The sequence below is a fragment of the Blastomonas sp. RAC04 genome, assembly GCF_001713435.1.
Classification (GTDB): domain Bacteria; phylum Pseudomonadota; class Alphaproteobacteria; order Sphingomonadales; family Sphingomonadaceae; genus Blastomonas; species Blastomonas fulva.
The window spans coordinates 484,163-508,882 of sequence record NZ_CP016460.1 but is presented as its reverse complement, the minus strand read 5'-3'; the positions used below and the strand labels follow the sequence as shown (position 1 = coordinate 508,882).

General features: G+C 64.6%; 28 protein-coding genes. 12 read left to right on the top strand and 16 right to left on the bottom strand.

What is annotated here, in order from left to right:
* Positions 1 to 28: 28 nt before the first annotated feature.
* The 6 genes from BSY18_RS03515 to coxB all read right to left on the bottom strand — a co-directional run bounded on the left by BSY18_RS03515 (position 29) and on the right by coxB (position 5,461).
* Positions 29 to 844 (bottom strand): cytochrome c oxidase subunit 3, encoded by an 816-nt coding sequence (locus BSY18_RS03515; RefSeq protein ID WP_054133212.1) that lies wholly within the window; start codon positions 842 to 844, stop codon positions 29 to 31.
* A 44-nt stretch (positions 845 to 888) separates the two neighbouring features.
* Positions 889 to 1,464, bottom strand: a complete 576-nt coding sequence (locus tag BSY18_RS03510) for a cytochrome c oxidase assembly protein (protein ID WP_054133257.1) — start codon at positions 1,462 to 1,464, stop codon at positions 889 to 891.
* Positions 1,461 to 1,634, bottom strand: coding sequence for a hypothetical protein (locus BSY18_RS21220; RefSeq protein WP_162892381.1), 174 nt, complete (start codon positions 1,632 to 1,634; stop codon positions 1,461 to 1,463). Before BSY18_RS21220 ends, BSY18_RS03510 begins: the two co-directional genes overlap by 4 nt.
* The gene (locus tag BSY18_RS03505) at positions 1,631 to 2,587 is read right to left on the bottom strand and encodes a heme o synthase (protein ID WP_083231290.1); all 957 of its coding nucleotides are present in this window, start codon (positions 2,585 to 2,587) and stop codon (positions 1,631 to 1,633) included. The genes BSY18_RS21220 and BSY18_RS03505 overlap by 4 nt, the downstream gene beginning before the upstream one ends.
* A 105-nt stretch (positions 2,588 to 2,692) precedes the next feature.
* Positions 2,693 to 4,360 carry a cytochrome c oxidase subunit I gene (gene ctaD, locus BSY18_RS03500; RefSeq protein ID WP_069049666.1) on the bottom strand — a complete coding sequence of 556 codons (1,668 nt, stop codon included), beginning with the start codon at positions 4,358 to 4,360 and terminating at the stop codon, positions 2,693 to 2,695.
* A gap of 15 nt (positions 4,361 to 4,375) precedes the next feature.
* Positions 4,376 to 5,461 (bottom strand): cytochrome c oxidase subunit II, encoded by a 1,086-nt coding sequence (coxB, locus tag BSY18_RS03495; protein WP_069049665.1) that lies wholly within the window; start codon positions 5,459 to 5,461, stop codon positions 4,376 to 4,378.
* Positions 5,462 to 5,658: 197 nt separating this feature from the next.
* Between coxB and pyrE the strand changes: the two genes are divergently transcribed.
* From pyrE to lepB, 5 genes are all read left to right on the top strand, one after another.
* Entirely contained in the window at positions 5,659 to 6,252 is a 594-nt protein-coding gene (gene pyrE / locus BSY18_RS03490) for an orotate phosphoribosyltransferase (protein WP_054133215.1), read from the top strand.
* The gene (locus tag BSY18_RS03485) at positions 6,249 to 7,346 is read left to right on the top strand and encodes a serine hydrolase domain-containing protein (protein ID WP_069049664.1); all 1,098 of its coding nucleotides are present in this window, start codon (positions 6,249 to 6,251) and stop codon (positions 7,344 to 7,346) included. The genes pyrE and BSY18_RS03485 overlap by 4 nt, the downstream gene beginning before the upstream one ends.
* Positions 7,343 to 8,083: a pyridoxine 5'-phosphate synthase gene (locus BSY18_RS03480; protein ID WP_054135995.1), complete on the top strand. Its 741-nt coding sequence runs from the start codon at positions 7,343 to 7,345 to the stop codon at positions 8,081 to 8,083. Before BSY18_RS03485 ends, BSY18_RS03480 begins: the two co-directional genes overlap by 4 nt.
* A gap of 196 nt (positions 8,084 to 8,279) precedes the next feature.
* The gene (acpS, locus tag BSY18_RS03475; protein WP_054135994.1) at positions 8,280 to 8,684 is read left to right on the top strand and encodes a holo-ACP synthase; all 405 of its coding nucleotides are present in this window, start codon (positions 8,280 to 8,282) and stop codon (positions 8,682 to 8,684) included.
* Positions 8,685 to 8,721: 37 nt separating this feature from the next.
* Complete coding sequence (lepB, locus tag BSY18_RS03470; protein WP_069049663.1) at positions 8,722 to 9,600, top strand: signal peptidase I; 879 nt, start codon at positions 8,722 to 8,724, stop codon at positions 9,598 to 9,600.
* A gap of 136 nt (positions 9,601 to 9,736) precedes the next feature.
* Here lepB and BSY18_RS03465 read toward each other — a convergent pair whose 3' ends face one another.
* Positions 9,737 to 10,546 carry an NTP transferase domain-containing protein gene (locus tag BSY18_RS03465; protein ID WP_069049662.1) on the bottom strand — a complete coding sequence of 270 codons (810 nt, stop codon included), beginning with the start codon at positions 10,544 to 10,546 and terminating at the stop codon, positions 9,737 to 9,739.
* A 140-nt stretch (positions 10,547 to 10,686) separates the two neighbouring features.
* Between BSY18_RS03465 and BSY18_RS03460 the strand changes: the two genes are divergently transcribed.
* Both BSY18_RS03460 and BSY18_RS03455 read left to right on the top strand, forming a co-directional pair.
* Complete coding sequence (locus BSY18_RS03460) at positions 10,687 to 11,991, top strand: homoserine dehydrogenase (protein WP_054135991.1); 1,305 nt, start codon at positions 10,687 to 10,689, stop codon at positions 11,989 to 11,991.
* 4 nt (positions 11,992 to 11,995) lie between these two features.
* Positions 11,996 to 12,931, top strand: a complete 936-nt coding sequence (locus BSY18_RS03455) for a DUF808 domain-containing protein (RefSeq protein WP_069049661.1) — start codon at positions 11,996 to 11,998, stop codon at positions 12,929 to 12,931.
* A 21-nt stretch (positions 12,932 to 12,952) separates the two neighbouring features.
* On the opposite strand, the gene BSY18_RS03450 is transcribed toward BSY18_RS03455, so the two are convergent.
* Both BSY18_RS03450 and BSY18_RS03445 read right to left on the bottom strand, forming a co-directional pair.
* On the bottom strand, positions 12,953 to 13,486 hold the full coding sequence (locus tag BSY18_RS03450) for a GNAT family N-acetyltransferase (RefSeq protein WP_236823438.1): 534 nt from the start codon (positions 13,484 to 13,486) through the stop codon (positions 12,953 to 12,955).
* Positions 13,483 to 13,980 (bottom strand): hypothetical protein, encoded by a 498-nt coding sequence (locus BSY18_RS03445; RefSeq protein WP_150126195.1) that lies wholly within the window; start codon positions 13,978 to 13,980, stop codon positions 13,483 to 13,485. The genes BSY18_RS03450 and BSY18_RS03445 overlap by 4 nt, the downstream gene beginning before the upstream one ends.
* A gap of 116 nt (positions 13,981 to 14,096) precedes the next feature.
* Between BSY18_RS03445 and glpX the strand changes: the two genes are divergently transcribed.
* The 3 genes from glpX to BSY18_RS03430 all read left to right on the top strand — a co-directional run bounded on the left by glpX (position 14,097) and on the right by BSY18_RS03430 (position 16,731).
* Positions 14,097 to 15,098: a class II fructose-bisphosphatase gene (gene glpX, locus BSY18_RS03440; RefSeq protein WP_054135988.1), complete on the top strand. Its 1,002-nt coding sequence runs from the start codon at positions 14,097 to 14,099 to the stop codon at positions 15,096 to 15,098.
* A 61-nt stretch (positions 15,099 to 15,159) separates the two neighbouring features.
* The gene (gene nadC / locus BSY18_RS03435) at positions 15,160 to 16,008 is read left to right on the top strand and encodes a carboxylating nicotinate-nucleotide diphosphorylase (RefSeq protein ID WP_150126363.1); all 849 of its coding nucleotides are present in this window, start codon (positions 15,160 to 15,162) and stop codon (positions 16,006 to 16,008) included.
* Positions 16,009 to 16,731, top strand: a complete 723-nt coding sequence (locus BSY18_RS03430) for a ribonuclease T2 family protein (protein WP_069049659.1) — start codon at positions 16,009 to 16,011, stop codon at positions 16,729 to 16,731.
* Here the strand turns inward: BSY18_RS03430 and BSY18_RS03425 are convergent.
* On the bottom strand, positions 16,728 to 18,074 hold the full coding sequence (locus BSY18_RS03425) for an MFS transporter (protein ID WP_054135985.1): 1,347 nt from the start codon (positions 18,072 to 18,074) through the stop codon (positions 16,728 to 16,730). The two genes, BSY18_RS03430 and BSY18_RS03425, sit on opposite strands and share 4 nt — an antisense overlap.
* Positions 18,071 to 18,406: an antibiotic biosynthesis monooxygenase family protein gene (locus BSY18_RS03420; RefSeq protein WP_054135984.1), complete on the bottom strand. Its 336-nt coding sequence runs from the start codon at positions 18,404 to 18,406 to the stop codon at positions 18,071 to 18,073. Before BSY18_RS03420 ends, BSY18_RS03425 begins: the two co-directional genes overlap by 4 nt.
* A 129-nt stretch (positions 18,407 to 18,535) precedes the next feature.
* Here BSY18_RS03420 and BSY18_RS03415 point away from each other — a divergent pair, with 129 nt between their 5' ends.
* The gene (locus tag BSY18_RS03415; RefSeq protein WP_069049658.1) at positions 18,536 to 19,195 is read left to right on the top strand and encodes a class I SAM-dependent methyltransferase; all 660 of its coding nucleotides are present in this window, start codon (positions 18,536 to 18,538) and stop codon (positions 19,193 to 19,195) included.
* Positions 19,196 to 19,261: 66 nt separating this feature from the next.
* A complete protein-coding gene (gene rpoZ / locus BSY18_RS03410; RefSeq protein WP_054135982.1) occupies positions 19,262 to 19,606 on the top strand; it encodes a DNA-directed RNA polymerase subunit omega in 345 nt (114 codons plus the stop codon).
* Positions 19,607 to 19,804: 198 nt separating this feature from the next.
* On the opposite strand, the gene BSY18_RS03405 is transcribed toward rpoZ, so the two are convergent.
* From BSY18_RS03405 to BSY18_RS03385, 5 genes are all read right to left on the bottom strand, one after another.
* Positions 19,805 to 20,182 carry a hypothetical protein gene (locus BSY18_RS03405; protein ID WP_069049657.1) on the bottom strand — a complete coding sequence of 126 codons (378 nt, stop codon included), beginning with the start codon at positions 20,180 to 20,182 and terminating at the stop codon, positions 19,805 to 19,807.
* Positions 20,183 to 20,248: 66 nt separating this feature from the next.
* Entirely contained in the window at positions 20,249 to 20,647 is a 399-nt protein-coding gene (locus BSY18_RS03400) for a hypothetical protein (protein ID WP_083231289.1), read from the bottom strand.
* 15 nt (positions 20,648 to 20,662) lie between these two features.
* Positions 20,663 to 22,618 carry an ATP-dependent zinc metalloprotease FtsH gene (gene ftsH, locus BSY18_RS03395; RefSeq protein ID WP_069049656.1) on the bottom strand — a complete coding sequence of 652 codons (1,956 nt, stop codon included), beginning with the start codon at positions 22,616 to 22,618 and terminating at the stop codon, positions 20,663 to 20,665.
* A gap of 92 nt (positions 22,619 to 22,710) precedes the next feature.
* Positions 22,711 to 23,679, bottom strand: coding sequence for a tRNA lysidine(34) synthetase TilS (gene tilS / locus BSY18_RS03390; RefSeq protein ID WP_069049655.1), 969 nt, complete (start codon positions 23,677 to 23,679; stop codon positions 22,711 to 22,713).
* Positions 23,663 to 24,640, bottom strand: a complete 978-nt coding sequence (locus tag BSY18_RS03385) for a tetratricopeptide repeat protein (RefSeq protein WP_069049654.1) — start codon at positions 24,638 to 24,640, stop codon at positions 23,663 to 23,665. Before BSY18_RS03385 ends, tilS begins: the two co-directional genes overlap by 17 nt.
* Positions 24,641 to 24,720: the final 80 nt, after the last annotated feature.

Genomic DNA, 24,720 nt, shown 5'->3' with positions numbered 1-24,720 from the left:
ATGACCGCGCCGGTTCATCGGCTGGATATCAATGCGTCACCGCACCCCAACCACCCCAGACATAGATGACGAGGAAGAGGAACAGCCACACCACGTCGACAAAGTGCCAGTACCATGCAGCGGCTTCGAAGCCGAAATGCTGCTTGGGGGTGAAGTGGCCCTTATAGGAGCGCACCAGGCAGACGATCAGGAAGATCGTGCCGACCAGCACGTGGAAGCCGTGGAAACCGGTCGCCATATAGAAGGCCGAACCATAGTTCAGGTCCTTGAACGGGAAAGGCGCGACCGAATATTCATAGGCCTGCACGCAGCTGAACACGATGCCCAGGATGATCGTGAGCCACAGGCCCTTGATCAGGCCATCGCGGTCGCCGTTGATCAGCGAGTGGTGCGCCCAGGTGACGGTGGTGCCCGAGCACAGCAGGATCAGCGTGTTGAGCAGCGGCAGTTCGAAGGCGTTGAGCACTTCGACACCCTTGGGCGGCCAGGTTCCGCCGATCACGTCCGCGGTGGACGGGAACAGCGAGAAATCGAACCATGCCCAGAACCAGCCGACGAAGAACATGACTTCCGAAGCGATGAACAGGATCATCCCGTAGCGCAGGTGCAACTGCACCACCGGGGTGTGATCACCCGCATGCGCTTCCTTGATGACCTGCGCCCACCAGAAATAGAAGGTAGCTGCCACGGCAGCGACACCGGCGTAGAAAACTATGCCCGAGGGATCGACGCTGTGCATCCACAGGATCGCGCCTACGGCCATGAGCAGCGCCGACATCGATCCCGCGAACGGAATGATGCTGGGCGGCAAAATATGATAATCGTGGTTCTTTGTTCCGGCCATCGGTCTGGTCCCTGTCGTCCCTAAAGCGTCTTCAAACTAAGCCCTTAACTGCCCTTTTTCGCCTGGTCCAGCGGGTAAAAGGTATAGCTGAGGGTTATCTCTTCGATATCCTTGGTGTCCGGATCGGTGAGGATCGCCGGGTCCACATAATAGATCACCGGCATCCGCACCTTCTCGCCCGGCTGCAGCGTCTGCTCGGTGAAGCAGAAGCACTGGACCTTGGCGAAATACCGACCGGCCTGCACGGGCGTGACATTGAACGTCGCGGTTCCGGTCACCGGCTTGCTCGAAAGATTCTCCGCCACGAACGCGGCCATGTCGCGCGCACCGATAGTAATCTTCTCGGTCGGGTTTTCCGGCTTGAAGCGCCACGGCAGCGCCGAGGACACGTTCGAATCGAACCGCACCACGATCTGCTTGTCCGTCACCGCGATTGCCGACGCGGTCTCTTCGCTGACCTTCATCGTGGTTCCGCCAAAGCCGGTTGCCTCGCAGAAGATGCGGTACAGCGGCACCGCGGCATAGCCCATGCCGAGCATTCCGCCCGCAAAGCACAGAGCGAGGAGAGCAGCCTTGCGGTTGCGGCGCGAAACATCGGGAGAAAGCGTCGCGGCGTTCATCCCCACACCCCGATCTTCACGATGGTGATGACATAGAACATCACGCACAAGGCGATGAGAATCGCGGCCATGAACAGCGCGCGGCTGCGCTGACGCGCGCGCAACTGGGCGAGGACCTCCGGATCGTTGAAATCGGGCGCCTGCGTGGTCGATGTGGGCTGTTCGGTCATGCCGCGATGGCCGGCAGCACCGCCCGGTCGATGACCAGCGCGGTGAAGATCATGAACAGATACAGGATCGAATAGGCAAACAGCTGCTTTTCGGGCTTGAGTGCATCGCCCTCGCCCGCGACGCGGAAGCCGACGCGTGCGGCCAGCAGCACGAACACGCCCGAGAGCACCAGCGCACTTGCGCCATAGGTCCAGCCAGCAAGGCCGAGCGCAAACGGCGCCATGGCGGTCGCGAGCAGCACCAGCGAATAACCGAACACCTGACGGCGCGTGGATTTCTCGCCCGCGACGTTGGGCATCATGGGAATGCCGACGCGCGCATAATCCATCTTCACGAACAGTGCGAGCGCCCAGAAGTGCGGCGGGGTCCAGAAGAAGATGATCGAGAACAGCAGGATCGGCAGCATGGTGACATCACCGGTCACCGCAGCCCAGCCGATCACCGGCGGGAACGCCCCTGCCCCACCACCGATGACGATGTTCTGCGGCGTATTGGGCTTGAGCCAGACCGTGTAGATCACGGCGTAATAGAAGATCGAGAATGCCAGGATAGCAGCCGACAGCCAGTTGACCGCCAGCCCCATGATCACCACCGAAAAGCCCGACAGCGCCAGGCCGAACTGCAGCGCGGCCTCGCGGTCCATGCGGCCTGCGGGGATCGGGCGGTTGGCGGTGCGCTTCATCAGCGCGTCGAGATCGGATTCGTGATACTGGTTGAGCGCTGCGGCACCGCCCGCGCCCATCGCGATGCACAGGATCGCAACGAAGCCGATGACCGGGTGAATGGTCCCGGGCGCAACCAGAAGCCCGCACAGGCCGGTAAACACCACCAGGCGGATCACGCCGGGTTTGGTCAATGCCCAGAAGTCCCGCCAGTGTGCGGGCATGAGCGCGCCATGCGGGGCCGGAACGGCGCCTGCCTGACGATCCAACTGCTGAACGGCTTCGGTCATGTCACTCATTACCCATATGGCAAACCCCTCCCTTTCGGGGAGGGGCTGCGGGCCGACCTGGAAACATCCGTGTCGGCCCGTCAATCTGCCCGAACTCTGCCTGCCTTACTTGATGACGGGCAGCGTTTCGAACTGGTGGAACGGCGGCGGGCTGGACAGGGTCCATTCCAGCGTCGTGGCACCCTCGCCCCAGTAATTGCCTTCGGCACGACGTCCGGCAACCATGGCATAGGCGATGTTCACGAAGAAGATCAGCATGCCGGCAGCCATGATCGCATAGCCGAGCGAGGCGATCTCGTTCCAGTAGGCAAACGCCTCGGGATAATCGGGATAGCGACGCGGCATGCCCTGACGGCCCAGGAAGTGCATCGGGAAGAACAGGATGTTCACGCCGATGAAGAACACCCAGAAGTGCAGGTGGCCCAGCAGCTCGTTGTAGTGACGGCCGCTCATCTTGGGGAACCAGTAGTAGAACCCTGCGAAGATCGAGAACACCGCGCCCAGCGAGAGCACATAGTGGAAGTGGGCGACCACGTAGTACGTGTCGTGCAGGTTGTCGTCGACGCCGCCATTGGCGAGCACGACACCGGTCACGCCACCCACGGTGAACATGAAGATGAAGCCGAGCGCCCAGACCATCGGGGTCTTGAAGGTGAGCGAACCGCCCCACATCGTCGCGATCCACGAGAAGATCTTGATGCCCGTGGGCACCGCGATCACCATGGTTGCTGCGGTGAAGTACATCTTCATGTTGACCGACAGACCGACGGTGAACATGTGGTGCGCCCACACCACGAAGCCGACGACGCCGATGGCGACCATGGCATAGGCCATGCCGAGATAGCCGAACACGGGCTTCTTGGAGAAGGTTGCGATGATGTGGCTGATCATGCCGAAACCGGGCAGGATCATGATGTACACTTCGGGGTGGCCGAAGAACCAGAACAGGTGCTGATACAGAACGGGGTCACCACCGCCTGCGGCGTTGAAGAAGGCCGAACCGAAGTTGCGGTCGGTCAGCAGCATGGTGATGGCTGCGGCCAGAACCGGCAGCGAGAGGAGGAGCAGGAACGCGGTGACCAGCATCGACCACACGAACAGCGGCATCTTGTTGAGCGTCATGCCCGGAGCGCGCATGTTGAAGATGGTGGTGATGAAGTTGATCGCACCGAGGATCGACGATGCACCGGCAAGGTGCAGCGAAAGGATGGCAAGATCGACGGCAGGTCCGACCGAACCGCTGGTCGACAGCGGAGCATAGACCGTCCAGCCGGTACCCGCACCCAGACCCGAACCGCCGGGAACGAAGGTCGAACCGAGCAGAAGCGCGAATGCGGGGATCAGCAGCCAGAACGAGATGTTGTTCATCCGCGGGAAGGCCATGTCCGGCGCACCGATCATGATCGGAACGAACCAGTTGCCGAAGCCGCCGACCATCGCTGGCATGACCATGAAGAACACCATGATCAGGCCGTGCGCGGTGATGAGCACGTTCCACATGTGATAGGCCTGGTCGAGCGTGGCTTCGCTGCCCTGCATCATCGAGGCCCAGCCCTGCAGATACTGGACGCCGGGCTCAGCCAGCTCCATGCGCATCAGGCCGGAAATGGCACCGCCGATGATCCCCGCGACGATCGCGAAGATCAGGTACAGCGTACCGATGTCCTTGTGGTTGGTCGACATGAACCAGCGCTGGAAAAACGCGGGCTTGTGGTCGTCATGTGCATGATCATGGTCATGCAGATCGGACGGGTTGGCAGCAATCGTGGTCATGGTCTTGCCCTGTCCTTACTGAGCGGCTGCAGGAGCGGCGGCGGCAGTGCCTGCGCCTTCTGCTGCGGGAGTGGTGGTCGCGGCTGCAGGTGCAGCGGCGGGAGTTGCGGCGGCGGCGACTTCATCGCCCTTGACGGTGCCGCCCTGCGAGCGGACCCAAGCGTCGAACTTGGCGCGAGGCAGCGCCTCGACCGCGATCGGCATGAAACCGTGGCGTGCGCCACACAGTTCGGAGCACTGGCCGTAATAGACGCCGGGCTCCTTGATCACGAGCATCTTCTCGTTCGAACGGCCCGGGACGGCGTCCATCTTGAACCAGAGTGAAGGCACCGAGAAGCTGTGGATCACGTCCGAAGCGGTGGTGATGATACGGATCGGCTCACCGGCGGGGACGACCATGCGGTTGTCGACGGCCAGCTGGTATGGTTCGCCACTCTTGATGGCGGCCTCTTCGGTCAGCATGTTCGAGACGACTTCAAAATCGCCGTTGTCGGGATAGCTGTAGCCCCAGTACCACTGATAGCCGGTCACCTTGACGGTCACGGCCGAAGCCGGCGCAGGCTTGTACTGCTTGGCGAGCAGGTCGATCGACGGGACCGCAACACCCACCAGGATCAGCACCGGAACCAAAGTCCAGATAACTTCGATGGTGGTATTGTGCGTGACGCGCGATGCGACCGGGTTGGCGGCGGCGCGATAGCGGAGGACGATCCACATCAGCAGGCCGAGCACCAGCAGCGAGATCGCCACGATGATAGGCAGCAGGACGATGGTGTCGAGCCAATAGGCATATTCACCAAGCTCGGAATACTGGTCCTGGAAGTCGATGCCCTTGTCGACCGGCATGCCCTTGCCCGGGGTCGGCGCCATCGGGGTGTAGCTCGAATCGAGCGCCCCTGCAGCAGCGGCATCTGCCGGAGCGGCTTCGGCGGTGGCGGCGGGAGCAGCAGCGGCAGGCGCTGCGGCTTCAGGTGCAACCTGCGTGCTGGGGGCGGGAGCAGCGACCGGCGGAGCCGGCGGCGTCTGTGCCAGCGCCAGCGGCGCGGTTACGAGAACAAGGGCTGCGAAACCGATAGATTTCGTCCAAGATGCGAACGCCATTCGTAGAATGTCCCTGTATGGGCAGGGCATCCGTCCACGTCCCGTAGTGCCGGATCACTGCCGTGTTTGCGTCATAGCTGATCGTGCCTATACGCAGGCTTGCCGCCAGTCTCAAGCCAATCTAGGGATATTTTTTGCACCCATCCCCAAGCCCCCCTCCGGGGGGTGCCGAGACGCTACGTAAAAGGCTAAATACAATGCAGGACGAAGAAATTCTGGCTGAGTTTCGGGCGAGTCAGGCACTGCTCGAAGGGCATTTCATCCTCTCCTCGGGGCTGCACAGCGCGCATTATCTGCAATGCGCCCGTGTGCTGATGGACCCGATGCGCGCCTCGCGCCTCGCCAGCGCGCTCGCCGCCCGCATGCCGCGCGATGTCCGCAGCCAGATCGACCTCGTCATCTCGCCCGCGATGGGCGGCCTCATCATCGGCCATGAGATGGGCCGCGCGCTGGGCGTCGAGGCGATGTTCGTCGAGCGCCCCACCGGCACCTTCGAGCTGCGTCGCGGCTTTGCGATCAAGCCGGGCCAGAAGGTGCTGCTGATGGAAGATGTCGTCACCACAGGACTGTCTTCGCGCGAAGCGATCGCAGCGGTGAACGCAGCGGGCGGCAATGTGATAGCTGCCGGCGCGCTGGTCGACCGCACCGCTGGCGAGGTGTCGCTGGGCGTTCCGTTCTTCCCGCTGATCTCGCTCAACTTCCCGACTTTCGCCGAAGACGCCCTGCCCCCTGAGCTCGCTGCGACTCCCGGCGTCAAACCGGGAAGCCGCAAGGAACCAGAAGCGGCATGATCCGCTGGCTGTTCGCTCCGCTCGCAGCGCTGCTGCTGGGCGCTGGCGCACCGCCGCCTGCCATTGACGAGGCTGCCGTGGCAGCCGCGCTCGATGCCACCACGGCCCCCGGCACCGTGCTGATCGCCCGCGGAGACGCGATCGTATTCGAGCGCGCATTCGGCCTTGTCGACCCGGCATCCAAGGCCGAACACTCATTGGGCCAGACCTGGCGCTGGGCCTCCGTATCCAAGCAGGTAACCGCCACCCTCGCGATGCAGGAGGTGGCCGCCGGCAGGCTCGACCTTGACGCACCGATCCTCAACTACCTGCCCGACAGCAAGGCTCCGTTTGCAGGCACCATCACCTCGCGGATGCTGATGCAGCACATTTCCGGCCTGCCGCGCACCGAAGAGGGGCCGATCGGCAGGGACGGCTGGTCGACCTTCTACATGGTCGATCGCGGCAGCCCCGAAACCGGGCGGACGTGGTGCGAAGGGCCGACCAACCGCAAACCGGTGTCCGAGTTCTTCTACGGAGACTGCGATTTCATCATGATGGCCGCCGTGATCGAGGCCACCAGCGGCAAGTCCTATGACACGCTGATCGCCGAACGCATCGCACAGCCTCTGGGCCTTGCCAGCGTGGGCGTGTTCCCGCTAACCGAACCGACGGTGCCAGGATATGCCGAGGGCAAGCCCGAGACAACGGCGTTCCGGCTCGAGAATTTCGGCGGCGCAGGCGCGCTCTATGGTACGACGCGTGACCTGTTGGCCTTTGATCGCGCGCTGATGACCGGCAAGCTGATCCCCGAAGCCGAGCGCGCGCAGATGTGGGACGGCAAGCCCGAATATGGCTTTGCCGCGCTCGGCCAATGGTCGTTCAGCGTACCGTTGAAGGATTGCGGGGATACGCCGGTGCGCATTGTCGAGCGGCGCGGCTTCATTGGCGGCGTGGTGCTGCGCAATATCATCCTGCCCGATCTGGACGTGGTGATCATCATGACATCGAACCGCGCCGAGGCCGAGGCTGCCTTTGGCGAAATCTGGCAGCAGGCCGGCATAACCCATGACGTGATGCGCGCGGCCTTGTGCGCAACCGGAGCACCTCAATGACACAGCACCTGCGCCTAGGCGTCAACATCGACCACGTCGCCACCATCCGCAACGCGCGCGGCGGGGATCATCCCGATCCGATGCGCGCGGTGCGGATCGTCCAGGCGGCGGGCGGCGATGGCATTACCGTCCACCTGCGCGAGGACCGGCGGCACATCCGCGACAGCGATCTCGACACGATCATGGCGGGGTCGACCCTGCCGATCAATCTGGAGATGGCCGCGACCGAGGAAATGCTCGAGATCGCGCTGCGCCACCGTCCACACGCTGCGTGCATCGTTCCCGAAAAGCGCGAGGAGCGCACCACCGAGGGCGGGCTGGATGCCGCTGGCATGCACAACACGCTCGCGCCCATCGTCGGGCGCCTTGCCGATGCGGGAATCCGCGTCAGCCTGTTCATCGAGCCGGAGGCGCGGCAGATCGACGCCGCGATGCGGCTGGGCGCACCGGTGGTCGAACTGCACACCGGGCGCTACGCACATCTGTGGCTGGACGAGGACCGCGACGGGATCGAGACCGAGCTCAAGCGCATCGCCGATGCCGCGGCGCTCGCCACCAAGAACGGCATCGAACCGCATGCGGGGCACGGCCTGACCTTCGATAATGTCCAGCCCATTGCGGCGATTCCCCAGCTCGCCGAGCTCAACATCGGCCATTACCTGATCGGCGAGGCAATCTTCGACGGGCTGGAGGCCAGCATTCGCCGGATGCGGCAGCTGATGGATGAAGCGCGGTGATTCTTGCAATGATGCAGACGGTCGTATCCCACCCCTCTCCCTTTACGGGAGAGGGCGCGAGACTTGGCAGCTTGCTGCCTAGTCGCGGCGGGAGAGGGCAACTGCGCCATGCATCCGCCCCCCTCTCCAGGAGTTGCCAGGCAGCAAGCTGCCAGGCCAACTTCATCCTCCCCCGCAAGGGGGGAGGAGCAACACTATGATCATCGGCCTCGGCTCTGACCTTTGCAATATCGAGCGAATCCAAAAGTCGCTCGACCGGTTCGGCGTGCGGTTCGAGCAGCGCGTGTTTACTGAAACCGAACAGGCCAAGGCCGCCCGCCGCCCGTTTACCAAGGCGGGAACGCTCGCCAAGCGCTTTGCCGCCAAGGAGGCTTTTTCCAAGGCTGTTGGAACCGGGTTCAAGGCGGGCGTGTTCATGAAGGACATCGGCGTCGTCAATGCCCCGTCGGGCGCACCGACGCTGAAACTGACCGGGGGTGCGAAAGCGCGGCTGGACAGCATGATTCCCGCAGGCCATAGCGCTTTCATTCATCTGACGCTCACCGATGATCATCCATGGGCGCAGGCATTCGTGATCATCGAGGCGCGGCCCATTGACTGATACTCCCCCGCCCGGTCCGGACCCGAAAGACACCCGCATGGCACCCGAAGCTTCCGACGCTGCGATCAACGCTGACACCGTTCGCCGTCCGCTCGCCGAAGACGAGCACAAGCCGATCAACTGGTTCGACGAGGTGCGCGGGCTGTTCCTGCTGCTGCTCGCGGTGCTGGCGTTCCATTCGCTGGTCGCCAAGCCCTTCTACATCCCGACCATGTCGATGATGCCCAACCTGCTGGTCGGCGACCGGCTGGTGGTGAGCAAATACCCCTATGGCTGGTCCTGGGTGTCGGTGTCGTTCCACCTGCTGCCGCCGATGAAGGGGCGGATCATGGGATCGACGCCCGAATATGGCGACATCGTCATCGCCACGCCCCCGGGCGGCAACGCCGACTATATCAAGCGCGTGATCGGCCGCCCCGGCGACACGATCGAGGTGCGCTCGGGCCGAGTGATCCTCAACGGCGAAGAAGTGGTGCGCGCGGTGCAGCCCAACATGCTGCTGCCGGTCGATCTGAACTCGCCGTGCAACGCCAGCGATTTCCCGATGCTCAAGATGCGCGGCGCCGACGGCAAATATTATTGCGAGCTGCCGATCATCCGCGAGACGCTTCCCAATGGCGTTTCGTACAACACCATCGATCTCGGCCCCGACTATCCGCTCGACAATTACGGCCCCTACAAGGTGCCTGCGGGCCATGTCTTCCTGATGGGCGACAACCGCGACCGCAGCGCCGACAGCCGCGCGAGCCTGGAAGAACTCGGCCTGGGCGGCGCGGTGCCGCTGGAGAATATCGGCGGCCGGGCGGAGATCGTCACCTTCTCGCTCGACGGCAGCACCAACTGGAACCCGATGAGCTGGTGGCAGTCGCTGCGCGGAGAGCGGGCAGGCAATTCGCTCCGCGCGGGCAAGGACTGACACTCAATACTCTGTAACGTCATCGTCACCCCCGCGAACGCGGGGGTCCCGCTGCTGCGCCGAGGTTGCAGAACAAGCGGGATTCCCGCGTTCGCGGGAATGACGGCGGATCTGGCGTGCTCTAGAAGGGCGTGCTCTATGAAGGCTTGCGCTTGGCGAGCAGCATCTCGGCGATCTTGTAGGTACGCTCGTTGTCGACATCGACCGCATAGGCGCCTTCGGTCAGCAGGAACGCGCGGACCTTGACCTTGAACCGGCGCGAGATCGCCGCCATCGCGCCATCGACCGTCGACCAGCCCAGCCGGAACCGGATGAGGTTGAGGATGCCGAAGGCCTGCGCGATCCGGCCCTTGGTCTTGATGAACTGGCCGCCACCGCGAAACGCCTCTGCCGCGCGGAACGAGGCCGCATCGCGCAGCCAGTAGGCGTTGCAGTTGGAGATCGCCATGTCCTTGAACTCGTAGAACCGCCGCTGCGCCTCGGGGTGTTCGGCGAGGATCGAGGCCTTTTCGGCGATCGCGATCACCGCCCCTGCCCCTTCGCGCATTCCGAAATCGTGGATGGCCCGGATCTCCTCTGCGGTGACCAGCACGTTGTCACCGGTGGTGATCAGCATCGGGAACGGATTGGTTCCCTGCTTATTGGCCTGCTCAATGACAGCCTCGATGCTCTCAACGATGCCGTCGCGCGACACGCTCATGTGCAACCGGGCCGCCCGGGTCAGCTCGGCAACGCCGGGCACATCGGCAATCACTTCGGGATCGTGGATAGAGACCCAGATCGGCGCATCGGCCCATCCATCCTTCACGCCCTCGAGCACCCATTGCAGCAGCGGCTTGCCCTGGATCGGCACGTTGCACTTGTGGGTGACGCCCGCGGCTTCGGCCAGCGGGTCGAGCTTGCCATCACGCTTGCCCGCGAGGATGAGAACAGTTGGCGATGACATGATGCAGACCTTTCGCGCGCCCCGATTATCGCAGCGCCTATAGGCAGGGTTTGGCCAAGCAACAACCCGGCTTGCCCTCTTCCCTTTGACGCGGCAGACGCTAAGAGCCAAGCGGATGAATTAACGCTGAAGGACGTCTGATGGGTGAAACGCTGAACATCGCGCTGGTCGGGCTGGGTACCGTGGGCGCGGGCGTGATCCGGCTGCTGGAGGAAAATGCGGCGCTGATCGCGCGGCGCGCGGGCAAGCCGATTCGCGTCGCCGCGATCACCGCACGCGACCGCTCCAAGGATCGCGGCGTCGATCTGTCGCCCTATGAATGGGTCGATGACATGGGCGAATTCGCCAGCCGCCCCGATATCGACGTGGTGGTCGAGCTGATCGGCGGCGCAGACGGCCCCGCGCTGACGCTGGCGAAGGAAAGCATCGCCGGCGGCAAGGCGTTCGTCACCGCCAACAAGGCGATGGTCGCGCACCACGGACTCGATCTTGCGCAGCGTGCCGAGACTGCCGGTCTCGCTTTTAAATATGAAGCTGCGGTGGCAGGCGGCATCCCCGTCATCAAGGGGCTGCGCGAGGGCGCTGCGGCCAACCGGCTTGAGCGGGTCTATGGCATCCTCAACGGCACCTGCAATTTCATCCTGTCGGCGATGGAAAAGACCGGCCAGGACTTTGCCGAAGTGCTTGCCGAAGCGCAGGCACGCGGCTTCGCCGAAGCCGACCCCAGCTTCGACATCGATGGCGTTGATGCCGCGCACAAGCTGTCGATCCTCGCCGCGCTCGCCTTCGGAACGCAGCTCGACTTTGAGGGCATCGAACGCAGCGGCATCCGCAAGGTGCTCTCCGCCGATATCGCGCAGGCCGATGCGCTGGGCTATCGCATCCGCCTGATCGGCATGGCCGAACTCGACGGCAGCAACGGCGACGCGCGGCTGTTCCAGCGGGTCCACCCCTATCTGGTGCCGATGAACCATCCACTGGCGCATGTCGACGGATCGACCAACGCGGTGGTGGCAGAGGGCAATTTCTCAGGGAGGCTGCTGTTCCAGGGCGCAGGCGCGGGCGATGGCCCGACCGCCAGCGCCGTGGTTGCGGACCTCATCGACATCGCGCGCGGCGAGATCGGCCCGGCTTTCTCGATGCCGGTGCGCGAACTCGAGCAGGTGCAGCGCGCCGAAACCGGTCACCGCATCGGCAAATGCTATCTGCGCTTCGAGGTTGCCGACCGCCCGGGCGTTCTGGCCGAGATCACCGCCGCGATGCGCGACGCCGGAGTCTCGATCGAGAGCCTGATCCAGAAGGGCCGCAGCCCCGATGGCAGCGTGCTGGTCGCCATGGTAACGCACGAAGGCCCCGAAAGCGCGGTGGCGGCAACCATTTCCGCGCTCAACGGTTCCCCCAGCTTGCACGCTGCTCCGCTCGTTATCCACATTCTGGGAGACTGACCCCATGCCCTCAGGCCTTGCTGCACTTTTGGACGATGTCGCAGCGCTGACGCGGCTGGCGGCGGTCTCGCTCGACGATGTCGGCGCAGCCTCGGCCAAGGCCGGCGCAAAGGCGGCCGGGGTTGTGGTGGATGACGCTGCGGTTACCCCGCAATATGTCACCGATTTCAAGCCCGAGCGCGAGCTTCCCGTCATCTGGCGGATCGCCAAGGGTTCGCTGTTCAACAAGTTCATCATCCTGCTGCCCATCGGGCTGCTGCTCAGCGCATTCCTGCCTTGGGCGATCACGCCGATCCTGATGCTGGGCGGGCTGTATTTGTGCTTCGAGGGCGCCGAAAAGGTGATCCACAAGCTTGGCCACCATCAGGATATCGCCGAGGATGTCAGCCAGGTTCAGGACATGTTCGCGCTCGAGAACGAGCGGGTCAGCGGCGCGGTGCGCACTGACCTGATCCTTTCGGCCGAGATCATGGCGATTGCGTTGTCAGAAGTCGCCAGCCGCCCGATCGCCATCCAGGCAGCCGTGCTGGCGCTGGTCGGACTGGTGATTACCGCTGCGGTCTATGGCGCGGTGGCGCTGATCGTGAAGATGGACGATTTCGGCCTGCATCTGGCGCAAAAGCCTTCGGCCGCGCTGCAGGGCTTTGGCCGGGGGCTGGTCAAGGCGATGCCGATCGTGATGTCGGCGCTGGCGATCATCGGGACAGCAGCGATGATCTGGGTCGGCGGTCAGATCATCATCCACGGGCTGGCGGTGTTCGGTTTTGCAGGTCCCGAGCACCTGATCCACGATATCGCGGTGGCAGCCGGCGCGGCTGTCCCTGCGATCGGCGGGCTGGTCGAATGGCTTGTTGGCGCTGTGGGCGCTGGTATCGTCGGCTTTATCCTTGGCAGCATCATCGCACTGGCCTTGAAGGCACTTCCGGGCAAGAAGCACTGACAGCCCAACCTCAGGTAATCGTCAGGGCAAACGCCCAGGGCGGCCGTGGATATTCACCGGGTGGCCGTCCAGATCACCCCTGCCGAAGAGCACGAACCCCAGTTTCGCGGCGACCTTTTCCGACGCCGTGTGCCCGGGATCGATGATGCAGCGCACGATCGGCGCCTTCAGCACCGTATCGCTCCAGTCCAGAACGGCGGCCATCGCCTCTGTCGCGAGCCCCCTGCCCCAGGCGTCGGGTGCCATCGCCCAGCCGGCCTCGGGCACGCCATCGATATCGGGCAGACCGCGTTCGAAGCTGGCAAGGCCCCCTACCCCCATCAATGCGTCGGTGCGCCGGTCGGCAAACAGCCAATAGCCATAGCCGCACAGGGCCCACAGCCCATGCATGCCGATGAACCGGGCCCAGCTTTCATTGCGGGTGCGCGGATTGCCGCCGATATAGGCTGTCACCCGCTGGTCGGCCCACATCGCCGCATAGGCATCGAAATCCGCCATCACCGGCGCGCGCAATCGCAGCCGCTCGGTCTCGATCACCGGAATGGCGGCCATCATTGCGGCCCGCCGCTGCTTGCCGCCTGTTCGCGGCGGCGTTCGGCAGCCTCTGCCTCGCGCGCTTTCTTGAGATATTCCTCGTCCACCTCGGGCAGCTTGGAAAAATCGATCAGATAGGCGGGCGGCGGCGGGCATGGCGGCACCACGCACAGATTGCTGAAGGTCGCCTTGCCCTTGAAGATGCCATCGCCCGCAACGTCGGGCGCGGGCGGGGGACCACCGGTGGCAAGCCGCCCCTCGGTATCGGGCGGAACGCGGAACTTCGCGCTGGGATCGGTCTCGCCGCACACCACGATATCCTTGCCCGCGGCGCTTGGCTGGCAGCGCTTGGCGCGCTCTTCCTTGCCGGTCCATTCATCGGCCTTGCGAATCATCTGCTTGACCTTTGCGTCAACCCGGTCGGATTCGCGCTGTTCGGGCTCGGGCAGCCGCGTGTCATCCTGGGCGTCCTGAGCGCTTGCGGGCGGAGCAAAAAACGCGGAAAGGGCCAACACGGCCGCCGCAAACAGCATTCTCGACAATGCAATAATGCTCCCTTATGGACCGGGCGCAATGCACCCGGCCTGAAAGCGGAACTGGTGCCCCACATTAGAAGGATGACCCGCCTGCCATGTCCAGCGCAAGCCTGAAAGCAACGCCGCCTGCAGAAACCCCGCAGCTTGACCGCGTCCTGGTGCTCGAAATGGTCCGCGTGACCGAAGCCGCCGCGATCGCTGCATCCAAGCTGATCGGCCGGGGCGATGAGAAGGCCGCTGACGCCGCCGCCGTGGAAGCGATGCGCGCCGCGCTGAACGGACTGGATATCGACGGCACCGTGGTGATCGGCGAAGGCGAGCGCGACGAGGCCCCGATGCTGTACATCGGCGAGAAGGTGGGCCTGGGCAATGCAGGCGCGCCGCGCATCGACATCGCGCTCGATCCGCTCGAAGGCACTACCATCACCGCCAAGGCGGGACCCAATGCGCTTGCGGTCCTGGCGATCGCCGAAAACGGCTGCCTGCTCAACGCGCCCGACGTCTACATGGACAAGATCGCGGTGGGCCCCGGCTATCCCGACGGCGTTATCGATCTCAACAAGTCCCCGACCGAGAACGTGCAGGCGGTGGCCGCCGCCAAGGGTGTGAAGCCCGGCGACATCATCGTGTGCGTGCTCGACCGCCCGCGCCATGCCGAGATGATCGAGGAACTGCGCGGCTTGGGCTGCGGCATCATGCTGATCCCCGATGGCGATGTCGCAGGCGTGATCGCGACGACCAATCCCGACACCACGATCGACCTGTACATGGGATCGGGCGGCGCGCCCGAGGGCGTTCTGGCGGCAGCCGCGCTGCGCTGTGTCGGCGGCCAGTTCAAGGGCCGTCTGCTGTTCCGCAACGACGACGAACGTGCGCGCGCGCGCAAATGGGGCATCGAGGATCTGAATGCGATCTATGACCTCACCGATCTTGCCAAGGGCGACTGCATCTTTGCCGCCACCGGCGTGACCGACGGTTCGCTGCTTGAAGGCGTCAAGCGTCGCCGCGATGGCGTGATGACCACCGAAACCGTGGTGATGCGCTCTTCCAGCGGCACCGTGCGCTGGGTCAAGGGCGAGCACCGCATCGCCGACTGAACGGATCTGCGGCTTGGCACCGGATGCGCGCGTCGCGCCATCCGGCGGGGGATGAATGGCTATGGCGTTTGCGATCGACGGCTTTGACCTGGACCGGTTCGTGGCCTGCACGCTGGCCGAAGATCTGGGCCCGGACGGGATCGACGTCACCTCGCAAAGCGTCATCCCCGCAGACGCACGCTTTACCGGCGTGATGGATGCGCGCCATGCAATGGTGGTCGCAGGGCTCCCGGTCGCCGAGGCCTTTTTCCGGGCACTGGACCCCGATTGCGAGGTCCGCCTGCTGGTCGAGGAAGGCGCGCAGGTCTCCGGCGGCACCGATATCCTGCATGTCTCGGGCAAGGCGCGCGCACTGCTGACCGCGGAGCGCTCGGCGCTCAACACCGTCCAGCATCTCAGCGGAATAGCCAGCCTGACGCGCACCTATGTCGATGCGATGGCGGGCACCGGCGCGGTGCTGCTCGATACGCGCAAGACCATTCCGGGCCTCAGGCTGCTGGAGAAATACGCGACCCGTCAGGGCGGCGCGCAGAACCACCGCATGGGATTGTGGGATGCCGCGATGATCAAGGACAACCATGTCGCGGTGGCCGGCGATATCGGCGAGGCTGTCCGCCGCGCGGTGGTGGCGGGGATCGCGCAGATCATCGTCGAGGTCGATCATGTCGAACAGATCGAGCCTGCCCTGGCCGCCGGCGCCACGCATCTGCTGCTCGACAACATGTCGCCTGCCACGCTGCGCGGCGCGGTGACGCTGGTCGGCGGACGCGTCCCTTGCGAGGCATCAGGCGGCGTCACGCTGGAGACGATCCGCGCGATTGCCGAAACCGGGGTCGATTACGTCTCGGTCGGGCGCCTCACCCAGTCGGCCCCTGCTGCCGATGTGGGGCTGGACTTCACGGCGGTCTGAATGCGCTGGCTGGCCGCGCTTCTCCTTCCGGGGCTGTGGGGTGCGATGCAGCCCGTTCCGGCAAGCGCACAGGCCTATCAGTGCCGAATGCCGGAGCGGCTTGCCCCGGTCACACCACCACGGCGCGGACCCGAAGATGTCCGCCGTGTCACGCCCATCACAGGCTATACCCTGGCGCTCAGCTGGTCGCCCGAATATTGCAAGGGGCGCGAAGATCGCCCGGGTGAAGCGCTGCAGTGCAGCCGCAACCACGGCGAGTTCGGTTTCGTGCTGCACGGGCTGTGGCCCGAGGGGAAGACCTCCGCCTTTCCGCAATATTGCGCGCGCACGCCTGTCCAGGTGCCAGCGTCGGTCGTCCGCAGCACCTTGTGCTCCATGCCGTCCCGGCGGCTGATCGCGCACCAATGGGACAAGCACGGCAGCTGCATGGCGCGCGACCCGCAGTCCTATTTCCAAACTGCGACAAGGGTTTACCGCGCAATACAGCTCCCAGACATGGAGCGCCTGTCGCGCAGGCCGCTGACCCACGGCATGCTCAAGCAGGAGATCGCCCGGCGCAATCCTGGGATGAAGCCCGATGCCATCGCAATCAAGAGCAATGGCCGCGGATGGCTGCAGGAGGTGCGCATCTGTCTGGCGCCGGGCTATCGTCCGCGCGCCTGCCCGGCCTATGTGCGCCAGCCGCGCGGCGACACGCGCCTGCGCATATGGCGCGGGCTTTAGCGGACCAGCATCTCGTCGCGCTGCAGCGCCTTGCGTCCCCAGGCCAGCAGGAACACGCACAATGCGATGATGATCGCGAAGGATTCGAGCGGCGCGATGTTGTACAGCCAGACGCCGATGGCCGGCGCAACGATATAGGCCGCACCATTGACCGAGGCCACGATCCCGGCGACCTGGCCCTGTTCGGCGCGAGTCACCGCCAGCGAGGCACCGGCGGTAAAGCCCGGGCGGAACAGCCCGAAGCCGAGCGAGGCGATCGCAAAGCCCAGCGCGATCGCGTTGATGCTGTACGAAAACGCGACCAGTGTGCACCCGGTCGCGGCCAGCGCCATCCCCCACAGGGTCGAATTGCGCGGCCCCATCTTCAAATAGGGGATCAGCCCCCATTGCGCGAGCAACGTGGCAAAGGCCCCCGCCATCAGCACCAGCCCGGTGGGCCCGGCGGCAAGCTCGGGCGTGGCGCGCAGGTCCAGCCGATCAAGCAGCATGAAGCCGACCAGCCCCAGAATCATCGCATTGGCATGGCCGCCAACCAGCCCGGTGATCAGCCACGGCCGCAACCGCGCGTCCTTCCACGACAAGCGCTGCTGCGTGGGATCGACCGGTGCAGGAGGAGCCTCGTCATGCTCATCGGCATCATACACTTCCCCGGCGGCGCTGGTGCTCATCGGTTCGGACACCAGACGGCCGCGTGCGGCATAGCTCGGCGTGTCGTCGGGAAGCCGCAGCTTGAGCGTCACCAGCACCAGCAGGCCGAAGGCTGCGAACACGAAGAACGGACTGGGCAGGCCCAGGAACGGCAGGATGATCAGCGGCGCCAGCGCGGGGCCGATCACGGTGCCGAGGCCAAAGGAGGAGGAGATCATCGACAGCGACTGGGTGCGCTCTTGCCGGCTGGTGCGTGCGGCGACATAGGCCTGCACTGCGGGCGGTGCGGCGGAGCCCAGCCCGCCGTACAGGCTGCGGAACATCGCGAAGATCAGCATCGTCCACGCGCCCGAAAGATAGCCGTTGAGCCCCACGATCAGCGTCAGCCCGCACAGCGCGAATGACGAGATGAAGCCCACCAGGCCAAGGTTCATCAGAGCCTTGCGCCCGCGCCGGTCGGACAGCCGTGCCCAGCGGGGCGCAAAGACCATCCACAGCAGCGCCGACCAGCTGTACGCCAAGCTGACCCAGACATCCGCGACCCCCAGCCGGGTCCCGATCGCGGGCATCACCGATTGCATCGCGGTGTTGCCCGCTGCCGTCACCAGCATCACCATGAACAGTAACGCCATGCGGTCGGTCGGCAGTTTCTGTCCGGAAAGCGGGCCCTCGTGCTGGGCGGGCATGTCACTCATGGCCAGGCATAGCCTCTCTCGATCCGCGCGACGTGCAGGGTGTAATGCGCGTACCAGCGGTCCCGCCCCGCCTCGCGCGCGGCGCGGTGCTCGCGGTTGTCGCGCCATGCGCGGGCGCTGGCGTCATCCGCCCAGTAGCTGACCGTGATGCCGAAACCGTCCGCCCCCCCGCCATGGTCCATTCCCAGATAGCCCGGCTGCTGCGCAGCCAGTGCGTCCATGGCCTCTGCCATCGCCGCATACCCCTCTGCATCGCGCCCGCTGCGCTGCGCCGCGAAGATCACGGCAATACTGCCATTGGCATGGATGCGGGAATCTGTGGACGCGTGCATGGCAAATGCTCTACGCGCTGCCACCTGTGTTGCAAAGTGTTGCGATGGCCTGCGGACGCACATGATTGCTTTGCCCGGCCCAATCTGCAATTGTGACAGACTGTTGACAGATATTCTGAGAGGTTCTTCATGCAATCCAACGACCTGGCCCAGCTGCCCCTGCGGCAGCGGATCAAGGCGCGCGCCGAGCGGCTTTTCGGGGCCTGGGGAGTGTTTTTCAAAGGGTTTCTCAAGCACCCGGTGATGGTCGGATCGATCGTCCCCTCGTCCGACCGCACCATCCGCAAGATGCTGGCGCCGGTCCCCTGGAAAGACGTGCAACTGTTTGTCGAATATGGTCCGGGCGTCGGCACCTTTTGCCGCCCGGTGCTCGAAAAGCTGCCACGCAATGCCACCTATATCGCGATCGATACCAACCCCGATTTCATCCGCTATCTGCGCAAGACCATCCCCGACAGCCGTTTTGTCGCGGTGCACGGATCGGCTGCGGATGTCGAAGACATCATCGCCAGCCACGGCTTTGCCCATGCCGATTTTGTTCTTTCCGGCCTGCCGCTCTCGACGCTTCCCGGAACCGTCGCCGACGATATCGCGCAAGCCACACATCGCGCATTGCGGCCAGGCGGTGCATTTCTGATCTATCAGTTCAACACCTTCACCACCCAGCTGCTCCGCCCCTATTTCGAGCGGATCGATCGCGGTTACGAGCTGCTCAACGTGCTTCCCTGCCACCTGTTCTGGGGCTGGAAGGCACAAGACGAAAGCGCCGCCGAACACGGCAATCGTTGACTTTGCGCGGGTCAGCGACTAAGGCCCGCCTTTCCCTGATATTCTGACAGAGTCTGGAGCCCGTTCATGGCGCGCGTTACCGTTGAAGATTGCATCGACAAGGTCACCAACCGGTTCGATCTCGTTCTGCTCGCTGCCCAGCGTGCACGCGAGATCAGCGGCGGTGCCGAGCTGACCATTGATCGCGATCGCGACAAGAACCCGGTCGTGGCGCTGCGCGAGATCGCGGACGAAACCGTGTTCCCCGAAGAGCTCAAGGAAGGCCTGATCGTCTCGCTTCAGAAGGTGCAGGTCGATGACGACGACATGCCCGACGAGATCGGTTCGCTCAGCCTGTCGGCAGAGGCGCTGCGCCTCACCGCATCGGCGCCCGCGCGCACCAGCAACATGGGCAGCGATTTCGAAGGCTGATCCTTCGCGCTGCAAGCTATCGAAAAGGCCGCGCTCCCCATGGGGCCGCGGCCTTTTTCGTGTGCCTGAAAACGGTGGGCTGGATACCCTGCCCTCTTCGTCACCCCCGCGGAGGCGGGGGTCCCGCTTTTGCGCCGACTTTGAGAAAAGCGGGATGCCGCGTTCGCGGGAATGACGATCAGAACTGGCCAACCGCCCTTATTTGCAGGGGTATTTCTGCTTCATGAAATCATACAGCGCGGTGCGGAAGGGCTGCTTCTTCTTCGCCGCAGGCAGGCCGGTGAGGTAGGTCTTGAGCTCCTCGCCCTTCATCTTGCCCTGGCCCTTGGGCGGTGGGCAGCTGTGGCGCGGTCCACCGGCCTTCGCCTGCTTTGCGACATCGGAGCGGTAGAGCGTCAGCACGCGCTCGCTCTCGGCGCGCAGCGCGCGGACATCGGACGACATCAGCGCCGCAGGTCCAAGGCTTTCCGCCTTGTTCATCGCAGCCAGGAATTGCCCGGCAGTCATCTCGGATGTCGCCCCGACCGACAGGAATGCCACTGAGGCCAGCACCGCCGACCGGATCGCCCATTTCATCTTCAACTACCTCCACCCAACTGTGCCGCGCCTATAACACACCAAGATGAACCGTCGATGACCTCATTACGGCGGTGTCGGGCAGGGAAACCGCAGGGTCATCACCAGAGCAAACGCGGTGGTGACCGGCATGGGCCGGTTGGCGTCCGGAAATGCCCGGAACAGTTCGGTGATGTCCCCCAGCGAGAGCTGCGCCTGCCCTGGCGGCGGTGGGCAGCTGGCAGGCGGCGCGCCGCGCTGGACGGCCTCGGCCAGGCTGGCGCGATAGGCCATCGCAGCCTGCTGCAGCGCGCTGCGGATGGCATCGGCCTGCGGTGATGTGGCCGCCGCGTCGTTTCCGGCTGCCAGCAGCGCGTCTGCCTGCGCCAGGAACTCCGCGACCGTCTCGGGCGGGGCCGGAACGGCAACCGGCGCTGCGGCCTGTGTGGCCAGCAGCGCCGGAGCGAGTATTGCAATGCCGATCACGGATGAACGGTGGGCTCAGGCACCCTGCGGCTTGGGATCGTGGAACGGACCCTTGCGCTTGCCTGCGCGCGGGATGACCGCACCGATGCCGGGAGCGACGTCGGGCTTGATCGACTTGCCATCAGGCCGATCGAGCTTGCCAGTGGCGATGATCTCCTGGATCTCGTCGCCACTGAGCGTCTCGAACTCGAGCAGTGCCTGGGCCAGCGTGTGCAGCTGGTCGACATGCTCGGATAGCACCGCCTTGGCGCGGTCGTACCCTTGATCGACGATCTTGCGGATTTCCGCATCGATCTTGCGCGCGGTATCGTCCGACATCATCATCCGCTGGCTTTGGCCATAGCCCAGATAGCCTTCAGACTGCTCCTCGTACTGCAGCGGGCCGAGCTCGTCGGACATGCCCCATTTGGTGACCATGTCGCGCGCCAGCTTGGTCGCATACTGGATGTCGCCGCTGGCGCCGGAAGACACCTTGTCATAGCCGAAGATCACTTCCTCGGCGACGCGGCCACCCATCGACACGGCGAGGTTCGCATACATCTTGTCGCGGTGATAGCTGTACACGTCGCGTTCGGGCAGACGCATCACCATGCCCAGCGCACGGCCGCGCGGGATAATCGTCGCCTTGTGGATCGGATCCGAAGCCTCTTCGTGCACCGCAACGATGGCATGGCCAGCCTCGTGATAGGCGGTCATCCGCTTCTCGTCCTCGGTCATGACCATCGATTTGCGCTCGGCGCCCATCATGACCTTGTCCTTTGCAGCCTCGAACTCGCTCATCGCGACCAGACGCTTGCCACGGCGTGCAGCCAGCAGGGCGGCCTCGTTGACGAGGTTGGCAAGGTCTGCACCCGAGAAACCGGGCGTGCCGCGCGCGATCGTGCGCGCATTGACGTCGGGCGCCAGCGGCACCTTCTTCATGTGCACCTGCAGGATCTTTTCGCGGCCCTCGATATCGGGGACCGGCACCACGACCTGGCGATCGAAGCGGCCCGGACGCAGCAGCGCGGGGTCGAGCACATCGGGACGGTTGGTCGCCGCGATGATGATGATGCCTTCATTGGCTTCGAAGCCGTCCATTTCGACCAGCAGCTGGTTCAGCGTCTGCTCGCGTTCGTCATTGGAGTTGCCAAGACCGCTACCGCGATGACGGCCGACCGCATCGATTTCGTCGATGAAGACGATGCACGGCGCATTCTTCTTGGCCTGCTCGAACATGTCGCGCACGCGGCTGGCACCGACGCCGACGAACATTTCGACGAAGTCCGAGCCCGAGATGGTGAAGAACGGCACGCCGGCTTCGCCTGCGATCGCACGGGCGAGCAGCGTCTTGCCGGTACCGGGCGAGCCGACCAGCAGCGCGCCCTTGGGGATCTGGCCGCCGAGTCGCGCAAACTTGCTGGGATCACGCAGGAACTCCACGATCTCCTGCAGCTCTTCGCGCGCTTCGTCGATTCCAGCGACGTCCTGGAAGGTCACCTTGCCCGACTTTTCGGTGAGCAGCTTGGCCTTGGACTTGCCAAAGCCCATCGCCCCGCTCGCGCCGCCGCCCTTCTGCACCTGACGGAGCACGAAGAAGGCGATGGTGATGATCAGGATGAACGGCAGCGACTGCAGCAGAATGTACATCAGCAAGCTAGGCTGCTCTTCAGCCTTGCCGCTGTAATCAATGCCTTTTTCTTCCAGCAGCGGGATCAGCGACGGGTCGTTCTCGACGCGGACCGCGGAGAACTGCTCGTCATTGACATAGGTGCCGGTGACACGATCGGGCGAGATGGTCACGCTCTTGACCTGGCCGTCGGACACTCGGTCGCGGAAGGTGGAATAGCTGATCGAGCTTCCGCGATCCGCGCTGCCGCGGGTATCGATGAGCGATACGACCACCAGCAGGCCGATGATGACACCCGCCCAGATGAGCATGTTCTTCATCCAGCCGTTCTGGTTGGTGTTGGGATCCTGATCGTCGTTCATCACATAGCCTTTGCGGACGTAAACTATGTTCAAGATAGGCCACTAATCCTGAATGACAATATAATCCGCCTGCCATTTGGCGTAGGAAAGCTTTATTCGGTCGCCATCCCCTCGCCGCCCGCTCCACGCCGCGCAGGAGCCCGGGCAAAATGCCAGGTGGCACCGCCTCGACACAGCACATCGCCGATCATTCCCTGCCCGCCTGCGTTCAGCGTATCGATCAGCCGTCCCAGCGCCTCGCCGCGCGGCGCGATCCCCGGCTGTACCGCCTCGAGGCAACGCTGGACGAGCCGCCTGAGCAGTGCTGCAGGATAATCGTGCCGGATCAGCGATGCACCGCCGGGCCCGGTATGCAGCACCTGTGCGGCTTCGGAATCGACCATCCAGTCCAGCGCATCGGACACATCGGCGAGCGCCGCAGCCGAACGCACCGCCTGCAAGGGGTCGACGACATCGAACTGCCCCAGCGCTGCGCGCATCCGCACCCGATCGAAATCCGGGCTGGCGTTACTGGGATCGCGCACGAACGGGATGGCCTGATCGGCGCAATATCGCTCCAGTTCGGCCTTTCGCAGGCAGAGGATCGGGCGGATCACCTGGCCGTTTTTCGCGCGCACCGCAGCCAGCCCGTCGACCCCGCTGCCCCGCGCCAGCCGCATCAGCATCGTCTCGAGCTGATCGTCGGCATGATGCGCTGTCACGATGAACTCCGCGCCAGCCCGCGCCGCCGCTTGCGCCAACAGACGATAGCGGGTGGTCCGCGCCGCCGACTGGAGGTTGCCGGTGATCGGCGCATCGGGGCAGAGCGTGACATGCGGCACGGCGATGCTGGCGCAATAGTCCGCCACCATCGCGGCCTCGCCGGCGCTTTCGGGGCGCAGTCGGTGATCGACCGTGGCAGCCGATACGGGGCCTGCCCAGCCGCGCCGGACCATGTCGAGCATGGCCATGCTGTCGGGACCACCGGACACCGCCAGCAGCAGCGCGGCATCACGCCCCCCGGTCAGCGCCGCAAGCGCGCCTGCAACCTGCGTCAGGGGATCGTTATTTGCATCCGGCATTGCGGCGCCCGGAGGCCAACCGGTCCGATAGCCGCCCGGCGGCAACTTCGGGATAAACCTCGGCAAGTTCCGCAAAGGCGATGCACGCCTTGGGCTTTTCGTTGAGCTTGATCAGCGATTCCCCAAGGAAATACAGGCTTTCGGGCGCGCGATCACCCTTGGGCTCCTTCTCGTAATTCTCGGCGAACATCTTGGCTGCGGCGCTGGGCTTGCCGTCGTCGAGATAGGCGCGACCCAGCAGGTTGCGGGTATAGCTGGTGCGCTTGTGCTTGGGGTGCTTGTCCAAGGCGAAGCGCAGCTGCGCCTGCGCCTCGGGAAGGAACTTGGCCTCCCACAACCGATAGCCGTACAGATAGGCATCCTCGCCCGCATCGGTGGTCTCGGGCTTTTCGATCCGCGAGACCGCAGCGACGCGCTCTGCGCTGGGTGCGGCGGCGGCAGCCCCGGCAGCGGTCGTCGGCGCGGCAGGCGTGACGCGCGCAGGTGCTGCGCCGGTTCCTGCCCCCATGGTGCCCGTGGTGCCGGCAACCGGGGCGACAGCCGCAGCCGCGGCCTGCGCGGCCTTGTCCTCAAGCTGCGCCAGCCGCTTTTCTAGCTGGCCAAGCTTGAATCCGTTCTCCTCGGTCTGCGCGGTGAGCCGGGTGATCTGGTTTTCCAGCGTGTCGACCCGCTGCAGCAGATCGGTGATCGGCGCGCTGGCGCTGGTGCCGGTGGTGCTGGGCGCGGTCGCAGGCGCAGAAATTTCCGGCTCGAAGAAACGGTCCGATCCGCCCGGGAAAACCTTGCGCTGCACCGCGCGCATTTCGGTCTCCAGCTTCTTGACGCGCGGCTCGATCGACGCTGCCTGCGCGGCTGCGGGGCTGGCCGATGCCATCAGCGCAGCGATCAGGCTGCCGGCGATCAGCCGACCGGACCGGCTGAGGGGGCTTGCGCAGAGCAGGGAAAAACGGCGGGTGGACATGTCAGGCTCCAGCTCAAAAAGTGTTCGCAGGCGAATCTATACGGTGCCCACCGCTTTCGTCAAAGCCGGGCGATCACAAA

Coding starts and splice junctions, on each gene's coding strand:
- BSY18_RS03515 (WP_054133212.1), bottom strand. CDS start 844: ATGGCCGGAACAAAGAACCACGATTATCATATTTTGCCGCCCAGCATC.
- BSY18_RS03510 (WP_054133257.1), bottom strand. CDS start 1,464: ATGAACGCCGCGACGCTTTCTCCCGATGTTTCGCGCCGCAACCGCAAG.
- BSY18_RS21220 (WP_162892381.1), bottom strand. CDS start 1,634: ATGACCGAACAGCCCACATCGACCACGCAGGCGCCCGATTTCAACGAT.
- BSY18_RS03505 (WP_083231290.1), bottom strand. CDS start 2,587: ATGACCGAAGCCGTTCAGCAGTTGGATCGTCAGGCAGGCGCCGTTCCG.
- ctaD (WP_069049666.1), bottom strand. CDS start 4,360: ATGACCACGATTGCTGCCAACCCGTCCGATCTGCATGACCATGATCAT.
- coxB (WP_069049665.1), bottom strand. CDS start 5,461: ATGGCGTTCGCATCTTGGACGAAATCTATCGGTTTCGCAGCCCTTGTT.
- pyrE (WP_054133215.1), top strand. CDS start 5,659: ATGCAGGACGAAGAAATTCTGGCTGAGTTTCGGGCGAGTCAGGCACTG.
- BSY18_RS03485 (WP_069049664.1), top strand. CDS start 6,249: ATGATCCGCTGGCTGTTCGCTCCGCTCGCAGCGCTGCTGCTGGGCGCT.
- BSY18_RS03480 (WP_054135995.1), top strand. CDS start 7,343: ATGACACAGCACCTGCGCCTAGGCGTCAACATCGACCACGTCGCCACC.
- acpS (WP_054135994.1), top strand. CDS start 8,280: ATGATCATCGGCCTCGGCTCTGACCTTTGCAATATCGAGCGAATCCAA.
- lepB (WP_069049663.1), top strand. CDS start 8,722: ATGGCACCCGAAGCTTCCGACGCTGCGATCAACGCTGACACCGTTCGC.
- BSY18_RS03465 (WP_069049662.1), bottom strand. CDS start 10,546: ATGTCATCGCCAACTGTTCTCATCCTCGCGGGCAAGCGTGATGGCAAG.
- BSY18_RS03460 (WP_054135991.1), top strand. CDS start 10,687: ATGGGTGAAACGCTGAACATCGCGCTGGTCGGGCTGGGTACCGTGGGC.
- BSY18_RS03455 (WP_069049661.1), top strand. CDS start 11,996: ATGCCCTCAGGCCTTGCTGCACTTTTGGACGATGTCGCAGCGCTGACG.
- BSY18_RS03450 (WP_236823438.1), bottom strand. CDS start 13,486: ATGATGGCCGCCATTCCGGTGATCGAGACCGAGCGGCTGCGATTGCGC.
- glpX (WP_054135988.1), top strand. CDS start 14,097: ATGTCCAGCGCAAGCCTGAAAGCAACGCCGCCTGCAGAAACCCCGCAG.
- nadC (WP_150126363.1), top strand. CDS start 15,160: ATGGCGTTTGCGATCGACGGCTTTGACCTGGACCGGTTCGTGGCCTGC.
- BSY18_RS03430 (WP_069049659.1), top strand. CDS start 16,009: ATGCGCTGGCTGGCCGCGCTTCTCCTTCCGGGGCTGTGGGGTGCGATG.
- BSY18_RS03425 (WP_054135985.1), bottom strand. CDS start 18,074: ATGAGTGACATGCCCGCCCAGCACGAGGGCCCGCTTTCCGGACAGAAA.
- BSY18_RS03420 (WP_054135984.1), bottom strand. CDS start 18,406: ATGCACGCGTCCACAGATTCCCGCATCCATGCCAATGGCAGTATTGCC.
- BSY18_RS03415 (WP_069049658.1), top strand. CDS start 18,536: ATGCAATCCAACGACCTGGCCCAGCTGCCCCTGCGGCAGCGGATCAAG.
- rpoZ (WP_054135982.1), top strand. CDS start 19,262: ATGGCGCGCGTTACCGTTGAAGATTGCATCGACAAGGTCACCAACCGG.
- BSY18_RS03405 (WP_069049657.1), bottom strand. CDS start 20,182: ATGAAATGGGCGATCCGGTCGGCGGTGCTGGCCTCAGTGGCATTCCTG.
- ftsH (WP_069049656.1), bottom strand. CDS start 22,618: ATGAACGACGATCAGGATCCCAACACCAACCAGAACGGCTGGATGAAG.
- tilS (WP_069049655.1), bottom strand. CDS start 23,679: ATGCCGGATGCAAATAACGATCCCCTGACGCAGGTTGCAGGCGCGCTT.
- BSY18_RS03385 (WP_069049654.1), bottom strand. CDS start 24,640: ATGTCCACCCGCCGTTTTTCCCTGCTCTGCGCAAGCCCCCTCAGCCGG.